We start from the raw sequence: 24,927 nt of genomic DNA, 5'->3' as shown, positions 1-24,927 counted from the left end.
CTTCAGCCAATCTTGGCCCGGATGTTCTGGGCAAATTTATAGAGACCGGGGCGGGCCTTGATGAAGGCCTTGCCGCGGGTGATCGCCCGGTGCGCCGTGCCGGCTGCGATGCCGATGCCGGAGATCGGCAGAACCACATCGTAGTGGTCCGTTTCGACCGGCGCCCAGGAGCGCTTGTAGGTCTGGTCGCCGAGGCCGAAATCGAAGAGTGCCACTCCCTTGCCGTGCAGGCCCGATATCATCTGCCAGAAGAGGAATTCGCCGGGGCTTGCATCCGCAACCAGATCCTCGTCGATCGCGCCGAACTGGCAGATGACGTGGTCGCCCTTGCGGGAAATCCCCGACAGCGCGGCGATGCGTCCCTCATACTCGCCCTTTAGGCGCAGGGCGCGCATCTGCAGGCCGAAATTGTCGCCGATCCGTTTGTCGATCAGGCCGTGCAGGAAGGCCTTGGTCTCCGAATCCGCAAAGACATCGGGCAGGCCGAGCGAGGCGAAGCGGGCGCTTTTCAGGCGGAAGAACATGTCGAGCAGTTCGTGCTGCTCCGCAGACGCTTCCGGCGCGATATAGTCGAAGCCGCCGACCGCCTCCAGCCGCCGGCTCTGCGTGCGGAACTTCTTGCGCCTGCTCTTGACGTTCAGCTGCTGCAGCGTCTTCTCGAACGTATCGAGGAACGGCAGCTGATAGGCGTGGTTCTGGTTCTGCACCATGGGCAGGCCGGCAAGCATGTTGCGACGGCTGCGCCATTCCAGCGGAATATTCTGCAAAAGAAGCAGATCGGCCTTGCCGGCGAGTGCGGCGCGAAGGCGGGCGGCAAGGCGATGGCTGTTCACCGTATCGCCATCTTCGGCAAAGGCTTGCGAAAACAGGCCGGTATTGATGTTGCTGTGGTCGGCGCCGATGAATTTGGCGATCCGCACGCCGCGCGCGGCGACGATTTCCACCGGCAGGATGAAGGCGGTGTGGTTGCCACTCCTGCCGCGCAGGATGGCGAGCGGACGGTGGAAGGCTGCCACCCAGGCCGCGCACCAATCGTAGCTCTGGTGCAGCGAGGAAAGGTTGTCGCGCTCCAGCGCGCGCCATTCCTCTTCAAGGGGCTCCATCCTGTCGAAAAGCTGGATATCGAGTTCGCCCATGGCGAGTTTCACGCTGAGTTGTCGCAGCCGGGAAATGCCGGTTTCGGCTTGCGCTGCAGCGTCAAGCTTTTGTTCAAGGACATCGAGCCTCTGCGTCTGCACGGGTCTTTCTCCGGTCAAGAGATGTGTTGCAGAGGAAGGTAGAGTGCCGAGACGTATATTTGGTTTAACCGCTGCGCCTGGCTGCAGTTTTCCACTGACAGGGTTATTCCGCCGTTAATCGGCCCCTACTGCTGTCTCGGGCCGGCCATCCACTTGATGATGACCATCGCCGGCAGCACCCAGAGCAGTCCGGTGAGCGCGAAGTAAAGCAGATGTCCCCACCACGGCGCATTGCCGAGTGTGGCGACCGCGATCGTATTCGCCACAATCGCATAGAAAAGCACGAGGATGATGATCAGGATCGTGCCGATGAATTTGCGAAGGCGGACGGGCATCGTATAACTTTCGAACGGATGGGATTGAACCGGCGCGACGGCATGCCGCAAAGGTTCGGGGCTTGTTTTGCATCAGCCGCTGGGGCAAATCAACTGCCGGATAAAAGGAGAGATCATGGCCGTCGCAAACCTGAGCCCGGAGCAGGCGATCCGCACCGAAGTGCGCAGGCAGGACAATAACCGCCGCGCCGTGCGCATCTGGTTGGGCTTCGTGCTTCTGGCGCTCTTCTGTCTGGTGCTCGTGGGCGGCGCCACGCGGCTGACCAATTCCGGCCTGTCCATCACCGAATGGAAGCCGATCCATGGTGTTGTTCCGCCGCTGAATGCCGCCGAGTGGGAAGAGGAGTTCAAGCTCTATCAGCGCATCCCCGAATTCCAGCAGCTGAACAGCGACATGACGGTCGATGAGTTCAAGAGCATCTTCTGGTGGGAATGGGCGCATCGGCTGATCGCGCGCGGCATCGGCGTCATCTTCGCGCTGCCGCTGGTCTTCTTCTGGGCGACCGGCCGGATCGAGAGGCGCCTGCGCTGGCCGCTTGCCGGCATCCTGGCGCTCGGTGGCCTGCAGGGTTTCATCGGCTGGTGGATGGTCTCCTCCGGCCTGTCTGCGCGCACGGATGTCAGCCAGTACCGGCTTGCCACCCATCTCGTCATGGCCTGTCTGATCTTCGCTTCCTGCATGTGGATCATGCGCGGGCTCTCGCCGCATTCGGACGATCCGGCGCCGACCAGAAATTCCCACCGTTGGGCAGCGGCCATCGCCATCTTCTCGCTTTTCCAGATCTATCTCGGCGCACTGGTCGCCGGCCTCGATGCCGGCTTCACCTATAATACCTGGCCGCTGATGGACGGCGCCGTCGTGCCCGGCGATCTCTTCATCCAGCAGCCTTTCTGGATCAACCTCTTCGAGAACCCGAAGACGGTGCAGTTCATCCATCGTCTCGGTGCCTACACGCTCTTTGCGGTCGCGTTCATCAACATGGTGATTGCACTGCGAGCCGCATCTTGGAGCACCCATGCGCGCCGGGCCGTGCTGCTCTTCGCGCTCATCACGATCCAGGCAGCAATCGGCATCACCACGCTGCTGCTTGAGGTGCCGCTGCACTGGGGCCTGCTGCATCAGGCAGGTGCGTTGGTGGTATTCGGTTTCGCCGTCGCCAACTGGCGCGGCTACTACGGCGAATATCCCCGCGCAACTGTTATCGCCGAGCGCGACTGAGCAGGGATAGAGACGTCCTATCCCCTGGCTCGCGGAAGAGTGAATGGGATCAATGCGATGCTCCTCGCATGGATTTGCCGTGACATGCTAGATTGTCGGCTTGACGCATGGGCGATCCTATGAGGGGGGATGTTCACATGAACAGATTGCGCACATTCGTACTGGCGGGCGCTCTGATCACGCTTTCCGCAATCGCGTCGAGCTGCACCTCAACGGGGAGCTACGACTTTGGCGAGGATACATCCCTGAATCCGGCCTGTGCCGGCGGTTTCCGTCCCAGCGATAATCGGCCCTGCTCTTATTGAGCCGACGGGCTTACCAGGTTCCCATAAAGGCCGAGGCTGCCAGCAATAGCCCGGTCAGGATATTTGCCAGGAACAGGCGGTAATTCACTTCCGGCCTTGCAAGGTCGATCCGCCGGGTTTGCCAGGCAAGGTGCGCGGCGATGACGAGCATTCCAAACCCATAGAGCAGGGACATGCCCGACAGCCAGCCTCCGGCCGACCATGCGGCGACCGTCACGGCATAAAACAGGCCAATCATGGGCTTGCCATGCCGGCCGAACAGGATGGCAGTTGATTTCAGGCCGAGGCTTCTGTCGTCTTTCACGTCGACATAGGCATAGACGGTATCGTAGCCGATCTGCCAGGCGATGGCTCCCGCCCACATGAGGACGGCGCCGACAGGAATATCACCGGCAATTTCGGCCCAGGCCATGAGCATGCCCCAGTTGAACGCCGCGCCCAGCACGGCCTGTGGCCAATGGGTGAAGCGTTTGCAGAGCGGATAGACGAAGACAAGCGGCAAGACGCATAAGGCGACCAGCCGCGTATAGGGTGTCAGAAACAACAGAAGAGACGCCGCCAGGGCGAGTTCGATGGCCAGAAAGGTCAACGCCTGACTGACTCCGATCTGCCCGCTCGCCAGTGGCCGAAAACGGGTTCGCTCGACATGGCCGTCAAATTTCCGGTCCGCGATATCGTTGATCGTGGAGCCGGCGCTTCGCATCAGCAGAGCACCGAGCGTGAAGACGGCCAGCTGCCGGATATCGGGCAGCCCATGGGCCGCCTGAAACAACGCCGCCCAGCATGGAAACAGCGTCAGCCATATTCCGACTGGACGATCGAGCCTCGCGAGCCTCGTGTAAGGTCGCCATGTGCCCGGCAACAGCCGGTCCACCCAGTCACCTTGATGAATATCGCTCAAGTCCGGGCGGTTTAATGTATTCATGGTATGATCTGGCTATCTTCGAAAATTCTCAATGAAAGCAGTTATTTCGTGTCTCGCACGGCTGTCGCAGAATAGAGGCTTTCGCAAGCATTGCAATGATCCTCCCTGCGTCTGACGGAGCCGATTAGCCTGCGTGAGAGAGGATATTCAGCAGCTTGCCGGTGGGGTCGCGAATATAGAAACGACGAACGCCCCAGGGCTCGTCGGCCGGCCCGTAGACGATCTGATGTCCACCTGTCACCGCACGCTGATGGACCTCGTCCACATCATCGACCTCGATCGAAACGTCAGGCACTGCGGTTCCCGATCCGCCTTCCGTCGCGATGCCGATCTGGGTGAGTGCTCGCTTGTCGGATGCAAGAGTGACGATCCAGCCATGATCCATCACGATGTCGAGATCGAACAGCTCGGAATAGAAGTTGCGCACCTCTTCGATGGAGGCGGCGGCGATATTCGGTACGATGCGCAGCACTGTCATGGTGTTCCTTCCTCCAGTCGAAGAGAAATAGCACTTGGTCGATCTGCGGAACAGTTCAGGACCTGTCTGCCGAACGGTTCCGCATGTCGGCTCATCGGACCTCAGATGCTCGCCTGCAGCCCATAGAGATTGGCATAGATGCCGCCGCTCTCCATCAGCTTGTCGTGATTGCCTTCTTCGACGATACCGTCGCCTGTTAGCACCAGAATACGGTCGGCGTGGCGGATCGTCGAAAGGCGATGAGCGATCACGAGCGTCGTGCGCCCCTTTGCAAGCGTCAGGAAGGCCTGCTGCACGGCCCGCTCGCTTTCATTGTCGAGCGCGCTCGTCGCCTCATCGAAGATGAGGATGGCAGGGTTCTTGAGGAAAGCGCGAGCGATCGTCAGCCGCTGGCGCTGGCCGCCCGAGAGTTTCACGCCGCGTTGGCCGATATCAGTCTGATAGCCCTGCGGCAATGCCATGATGAACTCATGCGCATGGGCGGCGCGGGCTGCGGCCTCCACCTCTTCGTCTGTCGCGTCCGGTCTGCCGTAGCGCAGATTGTCCGCCACGGTGCCGGCGAAGAGATAGACATCCTGCTGCACGACGCCGAGGTGGCTGCGCAGCGAGGCAAGTGTCACATCGCGGATATCGGTGCCATCGATTTCGATCGAACCGCCAGTGACATCATAGAAGCGGGGAAGCAGCGCGCAGAGCGTGCTTTTCCCCACACCCGACGGGCCGACGAGCGCCACGAATTCACCAGGCCGGATGGTCAGCGAAAGGTTGCTGAGCACCTCCGCCCCGTCGTCATAGCTGAAATCGACGTTCGAGAGCCGGATCTCACCCTTCGGTGTATGCAACGCGCGGGCCGAGGGACGATCTACGACGTCAGGATCGATCTCCAGGATCTCCATCGCCCGCACGAACCCCGTATAACCCTCCTGCCAGAGCCGGGCGAGATTGGCCATCCGCTTGACCGGATCGACGAGGACGCCGACGCAGAGCAGGAAGGTCAGGAGATCGGCAATGGTGAGTTCCGCCGCAAGGATGCGCAATCCGCCGAGGATGACGACCAGAAGCGTGATGATCTGGGCGAAGGTTTCGGCGCCGGCGGAAAACCAGGCTTCGCTGCGGTAGCCATCGGAGCGGCTTTCGAGGAAGCGCCTGTTCAGGGCGGCAAAACGTTTCCGCTCCAGATCCTCGTTGGCGAAGGACTGGACGACGCGGATGCCGGCGAGCGCATCCTCGACCCTTTCGTTGACGGCAGCGATCTCCTGCTTGCTTGCCTCAAGGGCGCGATTCATGCGCCTGTTGAAATGCAGCGCATAAGCCACAGCAAAAGGCGTCAGCAGGAGGATCAGAAACGCAAGCTGCGGATCGATGAAGAACAGGACCGTCATGGCCCCGCCATACTTCAGAATGGCGATCAGCAGGTCTTCAGGCCCGTGATGGAAAAGTTCGCCCAGCCAGAAGGAGTCGCCGACGATGCGGCTCATCAATTGGCCGGTGCGGTGCCGGTCATAGAAGCCGAAGGAGAGCTTCTGGCAGTGATCGAACAGTTCCTGGCGGATATTCGCCTCGATATGCGCACCCATCATGTGGCCGCGATAATCGACAAAGAAGATGGCGGCTGTCTCTATTGCCACAATGGCCAGCATGACGCCGCCCATGCCGAGAATCTGCCAATAGGCCGAAGAAGTATCGTTGAGCGCGATGAGATAGCCCATGACGATGTTGGCGCAGAGCGGCAATGCTACTGCGGCGGCAGCGACGACGACGGCGCAGGCAATATCGGCCATAAGCAGCGGAAGATGCGGCCGGAAGTAGGACAGGAACTTGCGCAGGCGCAGCTGGCGCCTGTTGTGGATGTGCGTTGCGGTGGAGAGGCTGTGGTTAGGACGCCGCGGGTTTTTCCTCGCGCGTGAAAGCAAGCTGGACATGAAGACGGATATCCTGAGTGTTGATCTTGTTTTTCTGGTTGCTCAGGATCGTTTTCATGAGGGCCTCCCATCGGCGTGAAACAGGGGCCGCGCGCCTTTCAAGCATCGCAGCCTTGCTGACAGCGTGCCGCTTTTACCGCAAAACGCCGCAAAAGGCGACTGTCTTTTGCTGTGGCGCATGACGGCGATAGGTTTGGGCGAGGTGTGCGGAGCATTTCCGCTCACGGATCAGGCCCGCCGATCTCTTCCTGCAATCGCTCGAAAGCTGTTGGAAACAGCGTGGCGGGTGGGCTGTAAGGATTAGAGAAGGCGTAGATGAAGAAGGATGATGCCGGTAAAGACGCCGAAGATAGACAGGAGCAGCAGGTTGCGGCCGTCGGGCGCGTAGGGGTAATAGCCGATGGCGGTGAAGATCACGCCCGAAACCGCCGCAAACCAGAAGATCAGGCTGATGGAGTCGGTGCCGCTGTTTTCCCGCCGGTCGCGGGATTCCGAGATTGTATGGATTTCATCGAGCATGTGGCCGCGCAGGCTCTGCTGCTTGGCATTGACGGGAGCCAACTCGAGAATCCTGAGATAGGCGTTGTTCCATTGATCCCAGGCCGCCGATGAGAGTTCGCCGGTCCGTCCGAGTTCGGTCCATTCCTCCTCGATGACGATACGGACATAGTCTTTCAGCGCCTTCTGGATCGGTGCCTGCGCCTCCGGGCCATAGCGCTCGGCATCATAGAAGACATCGCCGACTGCATTGCTTTCCACTGCGCTTTCCGTCCGCAGAGCCTGGTATTCGATCATTTCCTGCGCGAAAACGAGGGCAAGGATGAGTGCGTGCAAGCTGGCAATGCGGGTGATGACTGAACTGGCCAGCTCTCTGTCACGTCCGCCCGGGTCGCCGCCCATGACCAGATGCATAATGTAATAGGCCGCAAGCACGGTTGCGGTCGTGCCTCCAATGATGGCGATGCCGATCAGAACCGACGCCATTGAGCTCCCCTCACATGGGAGAGTGTAAGGCTTTCATATCAGGCGGGCAATCGTATCAGCTACTACCGAAGCAGACCGTCGAACGCAAATGCCGCAACCGCCTGATAATAGGCATTGCCGGGCGTTATACGCCCAGCATCAAATCCATGTTCTGCACGGCGGCACCCGAAGCGCCCTTGCCGAGGTTGTCATAGACGGCGACGAGCAGCGCCTGCGCGATATCGTCATTGGCAAAGACGTGCAGGCGCATGCGGTTGGTGTTGTTATAGATTTCCGGGTTGAGCTCCGGCGTGCGTTCCGACGCCTCCAAGGGGGCGACCTCCACGAAACCCGTGATGCCGGCATAATAGTCGGCGATGGCGGCATGCAGGTCAGCACCCTTCGGCACCTTGGGCAGATGCGAGAGCTGCAGCGGCACGGTCACGACCATGCCCTGTGCGAAATTGCCGACGACCGGCTGGAAGAAGGGCACGCGTCCAAGCCTGGCGTAGCGCTGCAGCTCCGGCAGATGCTTGTGCTTGAAGTTCAGGCCGTAGGGCATGTATTCCGGAGCATCCTCGCCCTTGGCGACGTAATCCTCGATCATGGTGCGGCCGCCGCCGGTATAACCGGAAATGCCGTTGACCGTGACCGGGAAATCGGCCGGTACCAGGCCGGCCACGATCAGCGGGCGCAGCATGGCGATCGGGCCTTGCGGCCAGCAGCCGGGATTGGCGACCCGCTTGGCCGAGGCGATGACGCCGGCCTGCTCCTTGCTCATTTCCGGAAAGCCATACGCCCAGCCTTCGGCGACGCGATGCGCCGTCGAGGCGTCGATTACCTTTGTACGGTCATTCTCGATCAGGCTGACGCTTTCCTTGGCGGCATCGTCAGGCAGGCAGAGGATGGCGATATCGGCCTCGTTGAGCAATGCGGCACGCACCGCCTTGTCCTTGCGGCTCTCGGTCGGGATCGACAGCAGCTCAAGATCGCGGCGCTCCGCCAGACGCTCGCGGATCTGCAGACCCGTCGTTCCAGCCTCGCCATCGATGAAGATCTTTGCTGCCATGATTATCCTGCACTTTCAGTGGGTTCGGATTGTTTCCGGAATCAGTTTGCCATGAAGTTGAATCAATTTGATAACAGCAGTCATCCTGCCGTTGCGCGCCGTTCGGCGTGAAGACCCAGCATATACATCGCGACTGTCGCCCCCGCAATGGCGGTGATATCGGCGTGATCGTAGGGCGGGGAGACTTCGACGACGTCTGCGCCTCTGACATCGAGCTGCTTCAGGCGCTGCAGCACGGAGAGGATCTTCGCGCTGGACGGGCCGCCGGAAACCGGCGTGCCGGTGCCGGGCGCAAAGGCCGGATCGAGGCAATCGATGTCGAAGGTCAGGTAGACGGGCGAGCCCTTCGTATGCGTGATGATTGCGGAAGCGATTTCGGTCGCGCTCATATCCTCGACCTGATGGCCGTAGAGAAGATGGATGCCGAAATCCTCTGGCGCGTGCGTGCGGATGCCGATCTGGATCGAGCGGTCAGGATCGATGAGGCCGGCGCGCACCGCACGGGCCACGAAGGAGCCGTGGTCTATACGGCGCTCGTCGTCCAACCACGTGTCCTGATGCGCGTCGAATTGCACGAGCGCCAGCGGGCCGTGGCGATCGACATGCGCCTTCAGCAGCGGCCAGGTGACATAGTGATCGCCGCCGAGGGTGAGCAGGAAGGCGCCGCTGTCGAGAATGGCGCTCGCCTGCCGCTCTATGGCTGCAGGCGTATCCTGATGATTGCCGTAGTCGAGCAGGCAGTCGCCGTAGTCGATGACGGCCATCTCGGCGAAGAGATCGCGCTGGAACGGATATTGCGGATCATTGTCGAAGATCGCCGAAGCCCGGCGGATCGCCTGCGGCCCGAAGCGTGTACCTGGCCGGTTGGAGGTCGCCGCATCGAAGGGAATGCCCCAGACGACGGCATCGGCTCCTGTCAGATCCTTGGTGAAGCGGCGGCGCATGAAGGAAAGCGCGCCGGCAAAGGTCGGGTCGGAGGCGGCCGATGTAAGGCTCTGTGCCGTGAAGGCATGGTCGATGGTCTTATTCACCATGGGAGGCTCCTTCCTCTGCGATAAATTCGTAAGCGCGCTCTACCCGCGCAATGCGAACCTTATATTGCTTGTACCAGCGCTCACGGCCGAGGCGCTGGGCGGCAAGATGGTTTGCCACCTGCTTCCACGCCTTCAGGCTTTCCTCATCCGCCCAGTAGGAGTTGGTGATGCCGAAGCCATCGGCATCCCTCGCGCTTTCAGCCCCGAGACAGCCCGGCTGCTGCAGCGCCAGGTCCGTCATCCGGTCGGCCATGGCGCCGTAGCCATTGTCGCCCTCGGTACGGAGGGAGGAGAAGGTAACGACGTAATAGGGCGGTTCGGGCGTGGTGGCGAAGGGTGAGGGCTGGTCGGTCGACATATCAAGATTCCTTGTCTCTCCAGCATGGGGTAGGCGAGCGGCAGGTCGATTGCAAGCAGATGCGGCTTTGGCTTGCCCATGCGTTGACTTCGCAAATCGCTTCCAAGAAGCTGCTGCAAGCAAATCACCAGGGAGCCACAGGCAATGTTCGATCACGTTTCAATCGGGGTCAAAAGCCTCGAAAGGTCACGCCAGTTCTATGATGCGGCACTGGCGCCGCTCGGTTACGAGCGGCTGTCGAATTTCGAGGGAACGATGGGGTACGGCGCCGAGAGGCCTGCCTTCTGGGTGAGCGAAGTGGAGCGCCCGGTGCCGGCGGATCGCGGCTCGGGACTGCATTTCTGCTTCGTTGCGACGAGTGAGGAAGCCGTCAACGCCTTCTACGCTGCCGCATTGGCCAATGGCGGCGAGGACAACGGTGCGCCGGGCATCCGTCCGGATTACGGCCAGTTCTATTATGCCGCCTTCATCATCGATCCGGACGGCTATCGGCTTGAGGCTTTCTTCAACAAGCCGGAGTGAGGCATCGTTTTACTAGGCTGCATCCTGATCGGACGAGATGGAAATCTTCAAGCCGAGCGCCTTGATCACGCCGAAGAAAGTCGAAAGCCGGGGGTCTCCCGTTTCGCTGAGTGATTTGTAGAGCGTTTCGCGAGTGACGCTGGCCCCCTTGGCGACGGAGGTCATCCCTACCGCACGGGCAACATCGCCGAGCGCATGGGCGACGAGGGAGGGGTCGCCGTCCTCGAATGCAGCCTCGAGATAAAGGATGCGTTCTTCTGGCGTTTTCAGGTGATCTTGAATGTCGAAGCGGGTGGTTTCGAAAGGCATCTCAAATCTCCTTTGCCAGTTGCCTCGCCAGGGCGATGTCGCGGTTCTGCGAGGATTTGTCTCCACCGCAGAGAAGAATGACGATCGTATCGCCTGTCCGTACAAAATAGATGCGATAGCCGGGGCCATAGGTGATGCGCATTTCGCTGATGCCTTCACCGACTGGCTTCACGTCACCGGGATTTCCCAATTCCAGACGGCGAATCCGCGTGACAATGCGCATCCGGGCGTTTCCGTCCCGAAGCTCGCCAAGCCATTTGGTGAATAAGGCGGTCTGACGAACTTCGATCATGTGTGAATTATAATTCACAGTGGGAATTTGTCAAAAGATTACAGCACAAACGAAAAGGCCGGGCGAAAACCCGGCCTTTCCATGAAAGCATATCCAGAAAGCGATCAGCGCTTCGAGAACTGGAACGAACGGCGGGCCTTGGCCTTGCCGTACTTCTTACGCTCGACGACGCGGCTGTCGCGGGTCAGGAAGCCGCCCTTCTTCAGGACCGAGCGCAGGCCCGGTTCGAAGTAGGTGAGGGCCTTGGACAGACCGTGGCGAACAGCACCGGCCTGTCCGGAGAGACCGCCGCCGGCAACCGTGGCGATGATGTCGAACTGGCCGTCGCGGGCAGCAGCGACGATCGGCTGGCGCAGGATCATCTGCAGAACCGGACGTGCGAAATATTCCGCGAATTCCTTGCCGTTGACGATGATCTTGCCGGAGCCCGGCTTGACCCAAACGCGGGCAACGGCGTTCTTGCGCTTGCCGGTCGCGTAGGAACGGCCAAGCGAGTCGACCTTGCGGACGTGGGCCGGAGCAGCAGCTGCTACTTCAGACGACGTGCCGAGATCCTTCAGGGAGGAAAGGTCAGCCATTTATCAGGCGCTCCTTACGTTCTTCTTGTTCAGCGAGGCCACGTCGAGGACGGACGGCTGCTGGGCTTCATGGGGATGGTTCGGGCCGGCGTAAACACGCAGGTTCTTCATCTGGCGACGGCCGAGCGGGCCGCGGGGAACCATCCGCTCAACAGCCTTCTCGAGGACGCGCTCCGGGAAGCGGCCTTCGATGATCTGACGAGCCGTACGCTCCTTGATACCGCCGGCATAGCCGGTGTGCCAGTAGTAAACCTTGTCGGAATACTTCTTGCCGGTGAAAACGACCTTGTCAGCGTTGATAACGATAACGTTGTCGCCGTCGTCAACGTGAGGCGTGAAAGTTGCCTTGTGCTTGCCACGCAGACGCATAGCGATGACGGAAGCGAGACGGCCAACGACGAGCCCTTCGGCGTCGATGACGACCCACTTCTTCTCCACCTCTGCAGGCTTCTGGGAGAAGGTTACCATAATTGTCACTCTCTCTTGGATCCCCATGCCCGAAGGCGAAGGGGCGTTTCTTGTTGCTTGGCTTGGCTGATCGAAAGACAGACCAAAAAAGAAAACAGCCCCGAAAGGCTGCATTTCCGGCGCGGCTTATAGCGGCAAACCCCTATCGGGTCAATATGAGCGCTTCTGGTGATCGGAAAAATAGATATTTGAAAACAATGACTTAAGTGTGAGGTATTTGAATACCTCACTTTAATGCGCCTGAAAGCAGGAGGTTTTGCCCTTTAGGAGGCCCTGCAATGCCGTATTCGGCTCGAAATCGCCGCACCCTTGTGGCACAAGGACGGGATAGAGACAGCGACAGGAACATGCCATGGCCGAAATCGTATCCTTCCGCAAGGACAACAGCAATTCGGGCGAAGGCGCCCTTGTGCTCCGTCAGCTTTCCGGTGGCATATTGCGCCTGACGCTCAACAATCCGCCGGCCAATGCCCTGTCGATATCGACAATGGAAACGCTGATGGGCGAGCTGCAGGGCGCGGCCGACGACGAGGACGTGCGCATCGTCGTCATCGCATCGACCGGCAATGTCTTTTCCGCCGGACACGACCTCAAGGAACTGACGGCCCACCGCGCCGACGAGGATGATGGCATCGCCTTCTTCGAAGAAACCTTCGCGCTGGCCGCCGACCTGATGCTGGAGATCAGCCGCCTTCCGAAGCCCGTCATCGCCGAGATCGACGGGCTCGCGACGGCGGCAGGCTGCCAGCTCGTCGCAAGCTGCGATCTTGCGATCTGCACGGATACGTCCACCTTCTGCACGCCGGGCGTCAATATCGGCCTTTTCTGCGCGACGCCGGCTGTCGCCGTCTCCCGCGCCGCCCACCGCAAGCAGGCGATGGAAATGCTTTTGACGGGCGAGACGATCGATGCCTCGACTGCCAAGGATTTCGGTCTGGTCAACCGCATCGTGCCGAAGCAATATCTCACGCAGGTCGTCAGCAAATACGCTTCCGTCATCGCCTCGAAGTCGCCGCAGGCGCTGAGGATCGGCAAGGAGGCCTTCTACCGGCAATTGGAGATGCCCATTCAGGAAGCCTATGATTATGCCGCCAGCGTTATGGTCGACAGCATGCTGACCGGCGATGCGCAAGAAGGCATCGGGGCCTTCCTCGGCAAGCGTACGCCCGAGTGGAAGGACGATTGATCAGGCAAGCTTCAGGATCAGCCCGCCGAGCGCGATGATGATGCCGGCAAGATAGCGCCAGACGCTGGCCTTTTCCTTCAGCACCAGAACCGAGATGGCAAGCGCAAACAGGATGGCGGTTTCGCGTAGCGCCGCCACGGTCGCAACTGGCGCCTTCGTCATCGCCCAGAGTGCCAGCCCGTAGGACGCGATCGAGCCCGCCCCGCCGATCAGCCCACGCCACCAGTTGCGCCTGACGTGCTTGCCGACAGTCGCCAGACCGCGTTGGGAGACCGCCCAGGTAAGGAGCAGAACCGGCGGCAGAAGCGACATCCACAGCGTGTAGGAAACCGCATTGCCGGAAAGCCGGGCGCCGATACCGTCCACATAGGTATAGGTTGCGATGACGCAGGCGTTGACGAGGGCCAGCATGATCGCGTGGCGGCTGCCGTGGCGCGCTTCGAAGGCGAGTGTGAGGATGCCGGCGCAGATCGTCATGGTACCGGCAAGCGCTCGACCCGTCAGGTTCTCCCCCAGGATGAAGCCGCTGGTAGCGACGATGAGCAGTGGCGCTGCCCCGCGCATCAGCGGATAGACGAGGCCGATATCGCCCGCCCTGTAGGCGGCGGCGACCAGTTGGAAATAGGCAAATTGCAGGATGGCGGAGGCGCCGATGAAAGGCCAGGCCTGCGGCTGCGGCAGGGGAAGCAGCAGCAGGAAAGGCAGCGAGGCGACCGCGCCGCCTGCAGAGATCAGCGCCGCATCGAGCGACTTGTCGGTACCCGCTTTGATGATGGCATTCCATGTTGCATGCAGAAGAGCACCGAAAAGGACGAGAAGAACGACGTCGAGGGGCAAGGTGGCTGGTCCGGGAGCAGTGCAACAAAATATAGGAAAGTATCACAACTTTTCCGTTTGGTCATGCCTTATGGCGGCAACCTGTATTTGCGCGATTTAATCTGAAGGTGTATTCCGCATGTTCAGAATTTGAATAACATGGATTGGTTAGGTGAACAATTGCTCACCGTTGTAGCAATTTCTGCGTGCGCTCGAAATACGTCAATTATACTCACCTTATTCAACTATGAGATGTTTCTAATGAACGTGTGAACATATCATGATCAAATTATGCATGAAAGGTGAAGTTCTTGTGGAGAAAGAGAATGTCGAGAATCCTATGATGCTGAAATATAGACATTATTCTATAACTTTGAAATAATTGTAAATTTACAACCGAAAGCGATTTTTTTGAGATTTTTGTATCCTTGGATTGAACATCAATCCTTTCGCGCATGCGAAAGGATCGATAATATTCACATTTCCGAATAAATGCTGAATTAGAGGCTGTAGTGTGGAATGAAGAACGTCCCGTCCAGGTTGTCTATATTCTGGCAGTTCAGCACCCGGCATCTGGGATTGTCCTTGGAGGGAATGCTCGTCCATTCCGCATAATCGGTCGCGTCGCAGTAGTTGCTGTTGCGGACATAGCGGTCGTAGAGCGGAAGGCCGCGCGGCGAGGTGTAGCGAAAGATGACGGCGCCTTCGTTATGGATCGCCGCCCGCACGCTCTGGCAGCTCATGGCAAGCGGATTGTAGCGTGAGATCGCAAGCGTCGGCGAGGCAGCTAATACGAGCGCGAGCGCAAGGATTACCTTTTTCATGGCACAATTTCTCCCTGATATTTCCGGCACCTATATATACGTTGAAACAGGCCGCCCGGTTTCAATGATCAGCGACTGTCAAATCCGCCTCCTGAAGACACCAGACTGGAGACACCAGATATGAACCATGATGCCTATGCCGACGACTATCTCTCCGGCATTCTGAAATCCGTGAAAACCATCGCGCTGACGGGGGCTTCGCCCAATCGGGCCCGGCCGAGCAATGGTGTCATGGGCTATCTCCTGTCGCGCGGCTACAGGGTCATTCCCGTCAATCCGGGGCAGGCGGGCAAGCAGATCCACGGCCAGACCGTCTATGCCCGCCTTGCCGACATTCCCGAGCCGGTCGACATGGTCGATGTCTTCCGCGCATCCGAATATCTTGACGGGGTGGTGGATGAGGCGCTGGCGCTAGAGCCCCGCCCGCAGGTCGTATGGGCGCAGCTCGGTGTAAGCGACAACGCGGCCGCCGCCAAAGCCGAAGCCGGTGGCATCAAAGTCGTGATGAACCGCTGCCCGGCGATCGAATATCCGCGTCTTTTCGGCTGACGCTGTGAGTATCCAGGCCTTCTCGGCTGACGCCGTCGGGCAGAACGGATTTTCCTCGGAAGGCGCCGCGGTTGAAAAAGATCGCGGTTAACTTTCACATTCGAGTGGTTATGATCGCGCCCGTCAACAACAATACGGGAGGACGACATGGCCAAAAACGATCCGGGATTCAACACGCTGGCGATCCATGCGGGTGCACAGCCCGATCCGGCGACCGGCGCGCGGATAACACCGATCTACCAGACGACGGCCTTCGTCTTCAACGATTCCGACCATGCCGCGGCACTGTTCGGCCTGCAGCAGTTCGGCAATATCTACACCCGCATCATGAACCCCACACAGGCGGTTCTGGAGGAACGTGTCGCGGCCCTTGAAGGCGGCACGGCAGCTCTTGCCGTTGCCTCCGGCCATGCGGCGCAGATGATCGTCTTCCATACGCTGATGCGCCCCGGCGAGAATTTCGTCGCCGCCCGCCGTCTCTACGGCGGCTCGATCAACCAGTTCGGCCATGCCTTCGAGAATTTCGGCTGGCAGGTACGCTGGGCCGATCCAGATAATCCCGATGATTTCGAGAGCAAGATCGATGACAAGACGCGGGCGATCTTCATCGAAAGCCTTGCCAATCCCGGCGGCACCTTCGTCGATATTGCGGCCATCGCCGAAATAGCGCATCGTCACGATCTGCCGCTGATCGTCGACAACACAATGGCCACACCCTATCTCATCCGGCCGATCGAACATGGCGCCGATATCGTCGTGCACTCGCTGACCAAATTCCTCGGCGGTCATGGCAACTCCATGGGCGGCATCATCGTCGATGGCGGCACTTTCGACTGGTCGAAGACCGGCAACTACCCGATGCTGTCAAGCCCGCGCCCGGAATATAACGGCGTCGTCCTGCATCAGACCTTCGGCAATTTCGCCTTCGCGATCGCCTGCCGCGTGCTCGGCCTGCGCGACCTTGGCCCGGCGATCTCGCCCTTCAACGCTTTCCTGATCCTGACCGGCATCGAGACGCTGCCGCTGCGCATGCAGCGCCATTGCGACAACGCGCTTGATGTCGCCAAATGGCTGAAGGCCCATTCGAAGATCGCCTGGGTAAATTATGCCGGTCTGGAGGACGACCCGAACCACGCTCTGCAGCAGCGTTACTCGCCGAAAGGCCCAGGTTCCGTCTTCACCTTTGGCGTCAGGGGCGGTTACGAGGCCGGCAAGGCGCTGGTCGAGGGCTTGGAGCTTTTCTCGCATCTCGCCAATATCGGCGATACGCGCTCCCTCGTGATCCATCCGGCCTCCACCACGCACCGGCAGTTGACCGACGAGCAGAAGATCGCCGCCGGCGCCGGGCCGGACGTTGTGCGCCTCTCGGTCGGCATCGAGGATGTGAAGGACATCATCGCCGATCTCGAACAGTCGTTGTCGAAGATTTGATGTTGTTCATCACAAACGTCTGATTTTTTCGCACATACCTCTGACACATTTCAACCGTCGATGGTAGGTGTAACCTAAGGAAAACAAACGGAAATCCCCTGTATGTGAAATTTTCGGCAGGGGATTTCACATGTTCGTCCGAGCGTTTGACGCATTGCGATCTGCACGCTTTTGGGCCGCCCAGCGAAGTCCCTGGCCGTTGTGGCAGTTAGAAGGACGTCTCTCCCTGGGAATTCGCTAACCGCTCTTCGAACCCAATACGCTGGCCGATTATCCGGTTGGGACGTTTTTTGGGTCGGCTTCTCGCAAAGGGACGAGAAATCGTGCCGGTCAAAAAGTATCCAAATAGACACGTGGACGGCGGTCTGAAGCCCGACGGGCGAGGGAAACCGCATCAAAATCGACATTTCTGAAAATATTTTCGATGCTGCTTTTTCTATCTTGATCTTCGGAGAATCACCGAAAACAGCAGTTTGCATTTTCGCGTGGCGAGAGTACGATTTCGCCTGCGGCGGGATGGAAATAGGAGACTCCACGCCCCACATTCCGTGGCCCCAATAAATATGGAACTCGCCCAGTCGAAATATAGGCAACGCTGATACCCGAACGCGTTGCCTCTTGCCATTTCCAAGTACTCAACGGCCGAATGACGTTCACAGATTATCGCTATTCGAAGACTTGAGAGTCCTGATTTCGGAATCATCAATTAGGGCGTATCCCCGGAAAATCCGTGGGTATTGCGTTGCTGTCGAGGCGAGCCAGACCGTGGCTGGGGTTCGGCTACAAACTTCGCCCGGGCGGGGTTCCTCATCTGGCTGCCAGATCGGCATGCCGATTCCTTAGCTGATCACCCAAAAATTGTGGAACTCGATATTGAAGGCAGAAGAGGCCGGCGAAGCGTGTCTTCTTGTGTCGGTTTTCGCGAATTGAAGACGCCAATTGGGAAGGGCAACCTTTGGTGCGGTGGAGATCGTCGCGAGCGGACAAAGCGCGCCCCGCATCTTCTTTAAGCACTCTTTAAGGGCTCCCCACGACGCTCACTGAAATTCAACGGCACACTAGCTGCAGAGAAGGCAGATATCACCAGGGGAAGGGAGCCGGACCTCTAGCACAGGTCCGGCTCGTGCTTCCCAACCAGAGAGGTAATACAACCAACTAAGCTCGCGACAAGCAGCATTGTTGGGAAGCTGCAAGCATTATGATTCAGAGAGGTTAACAATGTACCGGCGCGAACCTGCGGGGCGCGGAGGCTGGCACTTTTGTGTCAACTCCCGGAAACCGCTTGACATTTTCACAGTGTTCCCTATTTGTTCATCTGCTCGAATGGCTCCTTGGGCCATTCCAACCGCCTTCCGAGGGGAAAGCCGATGCCGCAACAGAGGATATGCCTGGTCCGAATATAACGCCCGTGAGACTGGGCTAGACCACGCATGGAACGTCCGCTGCATCTGCATCTTCGCTACGGGGCCGCCAATGAGACCTCCCTTCGTACCTGCATTCCGAATAGGGCGCTGAGCGCCTTAGCCGATCTATTCCATTGTTCGTTTTGGAACCGGACCGCTATGCGCGCTCCGGGCAGGAGAAGTGTATCTTGTTGATCCGTCTAAATCCCCAGCTGCCGCCGCGTCCAGTTCCGATTGGACACCTTGAAACGTTTGGTGTTCCAGCCAGCACCGTTGCGTCGCTAATGGCCTTGCTGAACCCCGTCAGAACGTAACCTCAATCAACCCTTCCGCCCCGTGACACCGCCGAGCGCGGTGACGGCGGAGCTATGCCGAAAGGAACGTCGAATGATTTCCGATTACCCGCCCGGTTTCGAACCGGGTCAGTTGCCCCGCTACGAGGTCCCCAGCCGCAAGAAGGGAGGTACGACCCCGCTCCATGTGCCAACGAAAAAGTCGGTTCGCGGACGCAATATCAGAGCCGCGCACCCGCTGATGGCTCACTTCCTTATGCATCTGGAGACCGACCCGAACGTTCGGAAAATTTCACCGTATCCGATCGAGATCGAATACCAGCGTACTGGTCCGTCGGGAGATGACACGACGGTCTCTCACATTCCCGATCTCGGTATTCTCCACCGCGACGGAAGCATCGTGTTCTGCGACATCGTGCCGGAAGCGATTTTGGCGGAACAGCGTTACCGAACCAGGCGGGCGGACGACCTAAGGCAAGCGTACGCTGATCAGCTTGGTGCGGCCTACTCGATCATCACCGAGTTGGATGTCTACGTCGAACCAAGGATGACCAACATCCGCACCCTGTGGAGGCATCGCGACTGCGACGATCCCGAGGCGCTCCGAAAAGTGATCGGGGTCCTCGATCGTATGACGTTCCCGACAACCATTGCCGAAATTGTTGAGCAAGCCGACCTGCCGCATCTCATCTGGGAAGCCGAATGCGACGGCGTGATCGAACGGCAGGTACTCACCGATGTAGCCCGCGCCTTCTCCTGCATCCTCCAACTGGCATGTGAGGGCCGCCTGAGCGTGGACCTCGGCAATCCAATCTCACCCGCGTCTCGTCTCGAGCGCGTGTTCTGATCAGCAAAAGGACCAATAAATGTCATTCCACCGACATAACGACTTCCTGCTCCGCGAAAACACGCAGGTTGCAATCGATATCAAACAGCTCGAGATTCCCCCCGACCCCGAGAATGGTGAAAGCGTACAGGCATACGGGTTCGCTGCCGGCGCACGGTTCGACATCTTCAACCGCGACCTGACGAAGCGCGGCCCGTTTGTCGTGATCTCGTATAATAACTACGACGGGTTGGGCGGTCTGTTTCAGGTTCAGAACATCGCCAGCCAGCAGATGGCCCACCTCTCACATTGGCAGATTTCCCAGCTCGAGCGCCAAGGTCGGTTCATCCCCCAGGAGTACGAGAGGGCAGGGAAGACGATTGAAAGTGTCTCGACCCTCGATGCCGACGCTGAGGCAGTGGCGAAGCGCAAGCTAGGCTACGTGATGGCGGCCCTCAAACTTCAGGGCAAGGGAACGGTGATGCCACCACGGGCCATCATCCGTCGCGCGATCGCCTTGCACGCCGAAAAGCTAGGCGAGAAACCTTACTCCTACGGCACAATCCGGCCTGCCATCAGGGCTTATCTCGACGCGCCTTTCAACAGACTGCTCGCCTTGGCACCGGGGAAGACGCGCGGCAATTGCGTCAAAGCGTTTTCGCAGCGGTTAGAAGAAGTCCTGCGCCAAGCCGTTGAACACGCGTGGCGCATGCCAAAGGGAACAGCAATCACAGCAACTCGGCGGTTTGATCGCCTTCTGTTCCTTCCCGAGAACAGCGATGTCCGTGAAGAGGCATGCGACAGCGAGAACAACATCGTCGCCCCCTCGCAGGCGACTATCGAAAGGCGGTTCTACGGCGTCGACCATTTCACGCGAATGCTACTCAGACATGGTCCCGAAGCCGCAATGCGCATCCACGACATTCGCATTCCCCAGGCGGTTCCGAAAGCTGCTCTCGACGTCGTCGAGGTGGATTACACAACGCTCGACTGCAACGTCTTCGATGACAAGTACGCGTTCATTTACGGGCGTCCGAGCGTCATCCTGTTCCGGGACAGAATGAGCGCGGCAATCACCGGACACGCGATCTTCTTTGGCAAACCGAGTTTCGAAGCCTTTGTTCACGGCTTAAAACAGGCCATCTATCCGAAAGACATGTCAGCATATCCTGGGCTTTCCTCGCCATTCTACGGTAAGCCCTCCGTGATTGTTGTCGATGCCGACCCTCATCTCGTCGGTGAGGACATGCATAACTTATGCGACGAACTGGGAATTATCCTTCAGGAGCTCCGCCCGGGGGAACCCAATTCAAAGGGCGGGCTTGAACGAACCATCCGCACTCTCAACGACTCGCTTATTCACAATCTTCCCGGAACCACGCATTCGAACCCGACGCGAAAGAAGGAGTTCGACGACGAAAAGGAACTGGGACTTCCGCAGATTACGCTGGGTGAGCTGGAACGGCACATGACGGCCTGGGTCTGCGAGTACAACTATTCCAGCCATCGAGGACTCGGTTTCCTGCGCACATTTAAGGGTGTTCCGGCAGAACGGTGGTTTGAAACCATCGGTCAGGCGGGGCAGCGTAGACCAATCGACCCCCAGGTGTTCGCTCGGGCATCGGGCCACGTTCACCATGCGGCAATCGAGAACGGCTGCATCGTATGGGACCATATCGTCTACAGCGATCCGAAACTTGTCGTCCTCGCGACCTCCCCAACCAGCACTGCTCCTTCCAAAGCCAAAGCGAGGAAGTCCCGGAAGCCCACGACATTGTACCGTTGCACCCGAGACCCCTCCGACCTCGGAGGTATTTGGGTCGACGTTCCGGAAACCGGGACGGCCATCTACGTGCCCGCGGCGGAAACCTACAAGAGCTATGCCAGCGGCTTGCGCCTATTCCAGCACCGGAAAGCAGTCGGACACCACAACAAGCACTCCCGTCGTCCGCTTTCCAACGTCAAGGACCTGGAAACCGCGCTGGCGGCCCATGGTCAAGACCTGAAGGACCTGTACGAGCAGCGGAAAACCCAGAAGACGGCCGACAAACTGGCGGCGTTCTTCCGCGGCGTGGCGACCAAAGTGAGACGAAGCAGAATCGTGGAGGCGGTCACGAGCACAAGCGAAAGCGCAAAGCGCATCGACTACGCCAACCCGACAACACCACGCGGCGTTCGCCGGAAATCACAGGCCGCGCGAGACTATGACGTGCGCGATACCCCAGCCGCGGTTCATGTGCGCAACGAGGAGGGCAGGTTGGAGCCGGGCGATCCTCTGATCAACATGAAACCACATCACACCAAGCCGGAAAAACCGACGGTCCGCGCCGGGAAGCCTGTCGAGACCGGGGCGTTGGCTGGGTACGAGGACCCTGACGATATCGAGGAAATCATCAAGCGTCGGCGCGCCGAGAGGAGGAAGAAATGAGGGAGTTTCCCAAATTTCACACGAAGCCCTTCGAGACGGACGACGAGCGGAGAAGGGCCGCGAGCCTCCCCAACGCCACCCGCCAGGAAATGGTCACGAATCTGCTCGTGATGGACGAGCAGTTCGACCAGGTCATGGACTTCATCGCAAATCGGTTCCACCGGCCGGTCGACGGAGGAAGGCACGCCAGCGGATGGATCGGCGGAATCATCGGCGAATCCCGGACCGGGAAATCGTGGATGGCACAGTACTATGCTTCCCAACACCCACACGTGCTTGGGGACCACGGCTATTCCTGTCCGGTCATTTACGTCGAAGCACGCGAGGACTGGGATCGGATCGAGTTCTCAAAGCAAATCTTCCTTGAGACGGGAGCCTCTGCCGTTCCGAGGCTTACTCTCGCATCCATGAATACAACGGTGACACGTCGTCTGACCCAAGTACACGGCCAGCTTCTCATCGTCGACGACTCCCAGTTTCTGTTCGAGACGACCCCCGCGAAAGCGGCGACAAACCGTTCTCTCATCCATCACGTCGCGAACCAGAGACAGTGCAACATCCTTTTGATTGGGACCGAGGGCGTCGAGTTCGCGATCAGATCGAACGATCATCTTCGAAACCGAGGCGACTTCCCGGCTCCCATTCGCCTTACGAGTTTCGATCCGAAGACCCCAGATGGCAGGGAGGCTGCTCGGACCTTCCTGTACGAAGTGGAGGCCTTGCTTCCCTTCGCAGTTCCCTCGCTGTTGCATCGCAAGGAGTACGTCGATGACTTCCTCCAGGCGTCGGGAGGCTCACGGGGGCGCATGATGAATTTCATCGTGCCCGCAGGCTGCATGGCGATCAATGAGGGCAGCCCCTGCATCCAGGCACGTCACCTCCGTATCGCATGTGCGGACCGGAACCCCTACGGAAAGGATCGAGTCCCGTTCTCTCAGTTCGAAGACGGGGAAAACTGATGGTGTTACCGTTTTCCCGTTGGGACTTCGCCCCCGAAATCGACGAACCCGCGCACGGTTACGCTCGCCGACTGGTTGGCGCGCACGGCCTCAACACCGTCGTGACCTTCAATGTCTGGAACCAGATTGACAGCGACTACGTAAATCCGAAGGCGTCTCTGGAACTGCTGCTCAAACATCCTCTACCCGCGGAATGGGTGGATAGGCTCAAGCACGCGACGCCTATTAAGGGTGAGGATGCAATCGTTTTGGCAGGCAATAGCGTCCGGCACTCGCACATCAGTCGGCATCCGAGGCGCTGGTGTCCTGGATGCCTCCATCAAAGCCCGCACCACCGGGTCTGGTGGGAATTCACCTTCCTCAACAGATGCCCTGTTCATGACATCGAGTTCGTTTCCGTGGAACCCGATGGAAGGTCGGCGTCGTGGACGTGGACGGACTTTGCCAACGCCCGATCCGGCGAGCCTCTCGGATACTACGTTGCGCCAGTACGGCCGTCTGGGTTAGGAGGATATGTACTCGGACGGCTTGGATTTCTTCCCCGTGCGCCCAATGTGATCCTCGACGCCGCTACGTTGGGAGCTGCCGTCGACCTCTGCAAACTGGTCGGCAAGTTCCTGACAAACCAGCGGCATCACGAAGTTCCGGAAGGAGAAGAAAGGATCGACATCGGCTACCAGGCTGTCGCCATGGGGGTGGCCTCGTTCGCGTCTTCTATTCTGGATTGGCTGTCGGCATATCCTCGACATATCGACTGCAATGGCTCGTTGCGGTCGGTTTTCGGATGGATCGTCTCCAGCCTCTGGATGATCGACGACACCAATCTCCGCGCCGTTGTGAGGCGGACGCTTTCGGATGCGAGGGGCCTCGACATCAGACGGCACGACGGACCGGTTCGAAACTACCACCTGACCGGACAGGAAATCTCATTCCAAGGGATGGCGAACAGGCTTGGCATGTCGGCCCGTGGAGTTCAGATCATTGCTGACGAATTGACACTCCGCGATCCCACCCGGTTCCGTATACAGATCGATCTGCGAGACGAAGCTGCGATTTCGCAGTTCGCCGCCGAACTGCTAACGCCAACGCAGGCAGCTGCTAAACTAGGAGTCCATCAAGATGCTCTCAGACACCTGACCCATTGCGGCTATCTCAAGGTCTTCAAAGGAACCGAGGTCGGCAACAGGCCTGGCGCAAGGTTTGATCCACGACGCATCGAAAAAATCACCTCCCGGGTCGATTCCCTGCCAACGAAGGACCAAGGAGCCGGCGTTACGATCAATGCCTATCGTAAACGATACGGTCTCAGCCGCGGCCAGATCGCGGTCGGCATCCTCGAAGGCGCAATCGCAATCGCCGAAAGGATCGCAGATCGCGTGGGATTCAATAGCCTCCGCATCGCGGTACCCCTTGAAGAATGGCATGGTTCAACAAGCGTCAAATCGTCTTCGGTCACGCTCGCCCAAGCGCAAGCAATCCTGAACCTGTCAGGATTTACCGTGAGGAGCCTTGCAGAGGCTGGCTATCTTGGCCCCGTGGGCAGAAATGGTGCTACGAAAGTGTTGCATCGATCTCACGTCAGGAGATTTGCGTCTGAATATGCGAAGGTGGCCGATTTTGCGCACGGTCTCGAAGCCGAACCCTCCGCCTTTCATTCTGCCCTGATGGAACACGGTGTTCAGCCCTTGGCGTGGCCAAAGAAGGGCGGCAAGCAGAGAGCTGAATGCGTTGTTCGTCGTTCGGACGTCCAGGAGGCTCTTGGAGGCGCGCCTGATCCATCGGTCATTCATGACGAGGTATTCACATCGTTTTGGAAAGACCTCGTCGGAAAGCTCGAAGTCGCCTGCCGACACCTTCATCTGCCGGAGAACCTTCCAGCTGGAGGTCAAAGAATTTGGCAGAATACGGTGTTTTCGCTTTATCTGAGATATGATGCCGCTCAAGGGGTACTGACAGGAGAATTGGTGCCTTCGAAAGCCGCCCGGGAGGCCGTCTCGATCGATTTGCTCAGCGCCGAGAAGGCAACGCAGGTGGAGAGTTTCGTCAAAAGGCTGCGGATTTCGATCAACGCCGCCAGACTTCAGCAACGACGCTTGAAAAAGGCCCCAGACGCCGACCAACTCTAGCGACCGTTTGACTGCCTTCCACACGTTTTCCTTGAATTCTCATCGGGATGTGCTCAAACAGCGTCGGGTCT

The 24,927-nt window shown here is 59.0% G+C and carries 24 protein-coding genes; 9 read left to right on the top strand and 15 right to left on the bottom strand.

Annotation, left to right across the window (positions count from 1 at the left end):
* Positions 1 to 2: 2 nt before the first annotated feature.
* On the bottom strand, positions 3 to 1,238 hold the full coding sequence (locus FHT82_RS12310; RefSeq protein WP_183730427.1) for a GNAT family N-acetyltransferase: 1,236 nt from the start codon (positions 1,236 to 1,238) through the stop codon (positions 3 to 5).
* Positions 1,239 to 1,363: 125 nt separating this feature from the next.
* Positions 1,364 to 1,573, bottom strand: a complete 210-nt coding sequence (locus FHT82_RS12305; protein WP_037096587.1) for a DUF2842 domain-containing protein — start codon at positions 1,571 to 1,573, stop codon at positions 1,364 to 1,366.
* Positions 1,574 to 1,688: 115 nt separating this feature from the next.
* Here FHT82_RS12305 and FHT82_RS12300 point away from each other — a divergent pair, with 115 nt between their 5' ends.
* On the top strand, positions 1,689 to 2,792 hold the full coding sequence (locus tag FHT82_RS12300) for a COX15/CtaA family protein (RefSeq protein WP_183730425.1): 1,104 nt from the start codon (positions 1,689 to 1,691) through the stop codon (positions 2,790 to 2,792).
* A 315-nt stretch (positions 2,793 to 3,107) separates the two neighbouring features.
* Here the strand turns inward: FHT82_RS12300 and ubiA are convergent, their stop codons facing one another.
* The 7 genes from ubiA to FHT82_RS12265 form a co-directional block, all read right to left on the bottom strand.
* Complete coding sequence (ubiA, locus tag FHT82_RS12295; RefSeq protein WP_183730422.1) at positions 3,108 to 4,022, bottom strand: 4-hydroxybenzoate octaprenyltransferase; 915 nt, start codon at positions 4,020 to 4,022, stop codon at positions 3,108 to 3,110.
* Positions 4,023 to 4,146: 124 nt separating this feature from the next.
* The gene (locus FHT82_RS12290) at positions 4,147 to 4,500 is read right to left on the bottom strand and encodes a VOC family protein (RefSeq protein WP_183730419.1); all 354 of its coding nucleotides are present in this window, start codon (positions 4,498 to 4,500) and stop codon (positions 4,147 to 4,149) included.
* A 101-nt stretch (positions 4,501 to 4,601) separates the two neighbouring features.
* Positions 4,602 to 6,422: an ABC transporter ATP-binding protein gene (locus tag FHT82_RS12285; RefSeq protein ID WP_183730416.1), complete on the bottom strand. Its 1,821-nt coding sequence runs from the start codon at positions 6,420 to 6,422 to the stop codon at positions 4,602 to 4,604.
* A gap of 300 nt (positions 6,423 to 6,722) precedes the next feature.
* Positions 6,723 to 7,406, bottom strand: coding sequence for a hypothetical protein (locus FHT82_RS12280; RefSeq protein ID WP_246698117.1), 684 nt, complete (start codon positions 7,404 to 7,406; stop codon positions 6,723 to 6,725).
* 124 nt (positions 7,407 to 7,530) lie between these two features.
* The gene (argC, locus tag FHT82_RS12275; protein WP_183730413.1) at positions 7,531 to 8,454 is read right to left on the bottom strand and encodes an N-acetyl-gamma-glutamyl-phosphate reductase; all 924 of its coding nucleotides are present in this window, start codon (positions 8,452 to 8,454) and stop codon (positions 7,531 to 7,533) included.
* 80 nt (positions 8,455 to 8,534) lie between these two features.
* A complete protein-coding gene (speB, locus tag FHT82_RS12270) occupies positions 8,535 to 9,488 on the bottom strand; it encodes an agmatinase (protein WP_183730410.1) in 954 nt (317 codons plus the stop codon).
* Positions 9,478 to 9,846, bottom strand: a complete 369-nt coding sequence (locus tag FHT82_RS12265; protein WP_183730406.1) for an antibiotic biosynthesis monooxygenase — start codon at positions 9,844 to 9,846, stop codon at positions 9,478 to 9,480. Before FHT82_RS12265 ends, speB begins: the two co-directional genes overlap by 11 nt.
* A 144-nt stretch (positions 9,847 to 9,990) precedes the next feature.
* Between FHT82_RS12265 and FHT82_RS12260 the strand changes: the two genes are divergently transcribed.
* A complete protein-coding gene (locus tag FHT82_RS12260; protein ID WP_183730403.1) occupies positions 9,991 to 10,368 on the top strand; it encodes a VOC family protein in 378 nt (125 codons plus the stop codon).
* A 12-nt stretch (positions 10,369 to 10,380) separates the two neighbouring features.
* Here the strand turns inward: FHT82_RS12260 and FHT82_RS12255 are convergent, their stop codons facing one another.
* The 4 genes from FHT82_RS12255 to rplM form a co-directional block, all read right to left on the bottom strand.
* Positions 10,381 to 10,677, bottom strand: coding sequence for an addiction module antidote protein (locus FHT82_RS12255; protein WP_183730400.1), 297 nt, complete (start codon positions 10,675 to 10,677; stop codon positions 10,381 to 10,383).
* 1 nt (position 10,678) lies between these two features.
* Positions 10,679 to 10,969 (bottom strand): type II toxin-antitoxin system RelE/ParE family toxin, encoded by a 291-nt coding sequence (locus FHT82_RS12250; protein WP_183730397.1) that lies wholly within the window; start codon positions 10,967 to 10,969, stop codon positions 10,679 to 10,681.
* 104 nt (positions 10,970 to 11,073) lie between these two features.
* Positions 11,074 to 11,547, bottom strand: a complete 474-nt coding sequence (gene rpsI / locus FHT82_RS12245; protein WP_183730395.1) for a 30S ribosomal protein S9 — start codon at positions 11,545 to 11,547, stop codon at positions 11,074 to 11,076.
* A gap of 3 nt (positions 11,548 to 11,550) precedes the next feature.
* Positions 11,551 to 12,015 carry a 50S ribosomal protein L13 gene (rplM, locus tag FHT82_RS12240; RefSeq protein WP_183730392.1) on the bottom strand — a complete coding sequence of 155 codons (465 nt, stop codon included), beginning with the start codon at positions 12,013 to 12,015 and terminating at the stop codon, positions 11,551 to 11,553.
* Between the two features lie 352 nt (positions 12,016 to 12,367).
* Here rplM and FHT82_RS12235 point away from each other — a divergent pair, with 352 nt between their 5' ends.
* Positions 12,368 to 13,201, top strand: coding sequence for an enoyl-CoA hydratase (locus tag FHT82_RS12235; protein ID WP_183730389.1), 834 nt, complete (start codon positions 12,368 to 12,370; stop codon positions 13,199 to 13,201).
* Here the strand turns inward: FHT82_RS12235 and FHT82_RS12230 are convergent, their stop codons facing one another.
* Both FHT82_RS12230 and FHT82_RS12225 read right to left on the bottom strand, forming a co-directional pair.
* Positions 13,202 to 14,038 carry an EamA family transporter gene (locus tag FHT82_RS12230; protein WP_183730386.1) on the bottom strand — a complete coding sequence of 279 codons (837 nt, stop codon included), beginning with the start codon at positions 14,036 to 14,038 and terminating at the stop codon, positions 13,202 to 13,204.
* A gap of 479 nt (positions 14,039 to 14,517) precedes the next feature.
* A complete protein-coding gene (locus FHT82_RS12225) occupies positions 14,518 to 14,841 on the bottom strand; it encodes a hypothetical protein (protein WP_183730384.1) in 324 nt (107 codons plus the stop codon).
* A gap of 120 nt (positions 14,842 to 14,961) precedes the next feature.
* Between FHT82_RS12225 and FHT82_RS12220 the strand changes: the two genes are divergently transcribed.
* The 6 genes from FHT82_RS12220 (at position 14,962) to FHT82_RS12195 (ending at position 24,856) form a co-directional block, all read left to right on the top strand.
* Complete coding sequence (locus FHT82_RS12220; RefSeq protein ID WP_183730381.1) at positions 14,962 to 15,390, top strand: CoA-binding protein; 429 nt, start codon at positions 14,962 to 14,964, stop codon at positions 15,388 to 15,390.
* A 147-nt stretch (positions 15,391 to 15,537) separates the two neighbouring features.
* Positions 15,538 to 16,821 carry an O-acetylhomoserine aminocarboxypropyltransferase gene (locus FHT82_RS12215; RefSeq protein ID WP_183730378.1) on the top strand — a complete coding sequence of 428 codons (1,284 nt, stop codon included), beginning with the start codon at positions 15,538 to 15,540 and terminating at the stop codon, positions 16,819 to 16,821.
* Positions 16,822 to 18,611: 1,790 nt separating this feature from the next.
* Positions 18,612 to 19,364, top strand: a complete 753-nt coding sequence (locus FHT82_RS12210) for a hypothetical protein (RefSeq protein ID WP_183730375.1) — start codon at positions 18,612 to 18,614, stop codon at positions 19,362 to 19,364.
* A gap of 19 nt (positions 19,365 to 19,383) precedes the next feature.
* Positions 19,384 to 21,771: a DDE-type integrase/transposase/recombinase gene (locus FHT82_RS12205; protein WP_183730372.1), complete on the top strand. Its 2,388-nt coding sequence runs from the start codon at positions 19,384 to 19,386 to the stop codon at positions 21,769 to 21,771.
* Entirely contained in the window at positions 21,768 to 22,730 is a 963-nt protein-coding gene (locus tag FHT82_RS12200; protein ID WP_183730369.1) for an ATP-binding protein, read from the top strand. Before FHT82_RS12205 ends, FHT82_RS12200 begins: the two co-directional genes overlap by 4 nt.
* Positions 22,730 to 24,856, top strand: coding sequence for a TniQ family protein (locus FHT82_RS12195; protein WP_183730366.1), 2,127 nt, complete (start codon positions 22,730 to 22,732; stop codon positions 24,854 to 24,856). The genes FHT82_RS12200 and FHT82_RS12195 overlap by 1 nt, the downstream gene beginning before the upstream one ends.
* Positions 24,857 to 24,927 lie beyond the last annotated feature (71 nt).

It is taken from the genome of Rhizobium sp. BK275, from assembly GCF_014193555.1.
Classification (GTDB): domain Bacteria; phylum Pseudomonadota; class Alphaproteobacteria; order Rhizobiales; family Rhizobiaceae; genus Rhizobium.
The sequence above is the reverse complement of the archived record's forward strand: the minus strand, read 5'-3'. Positions and strand labels throughout refer to the sequence as shown.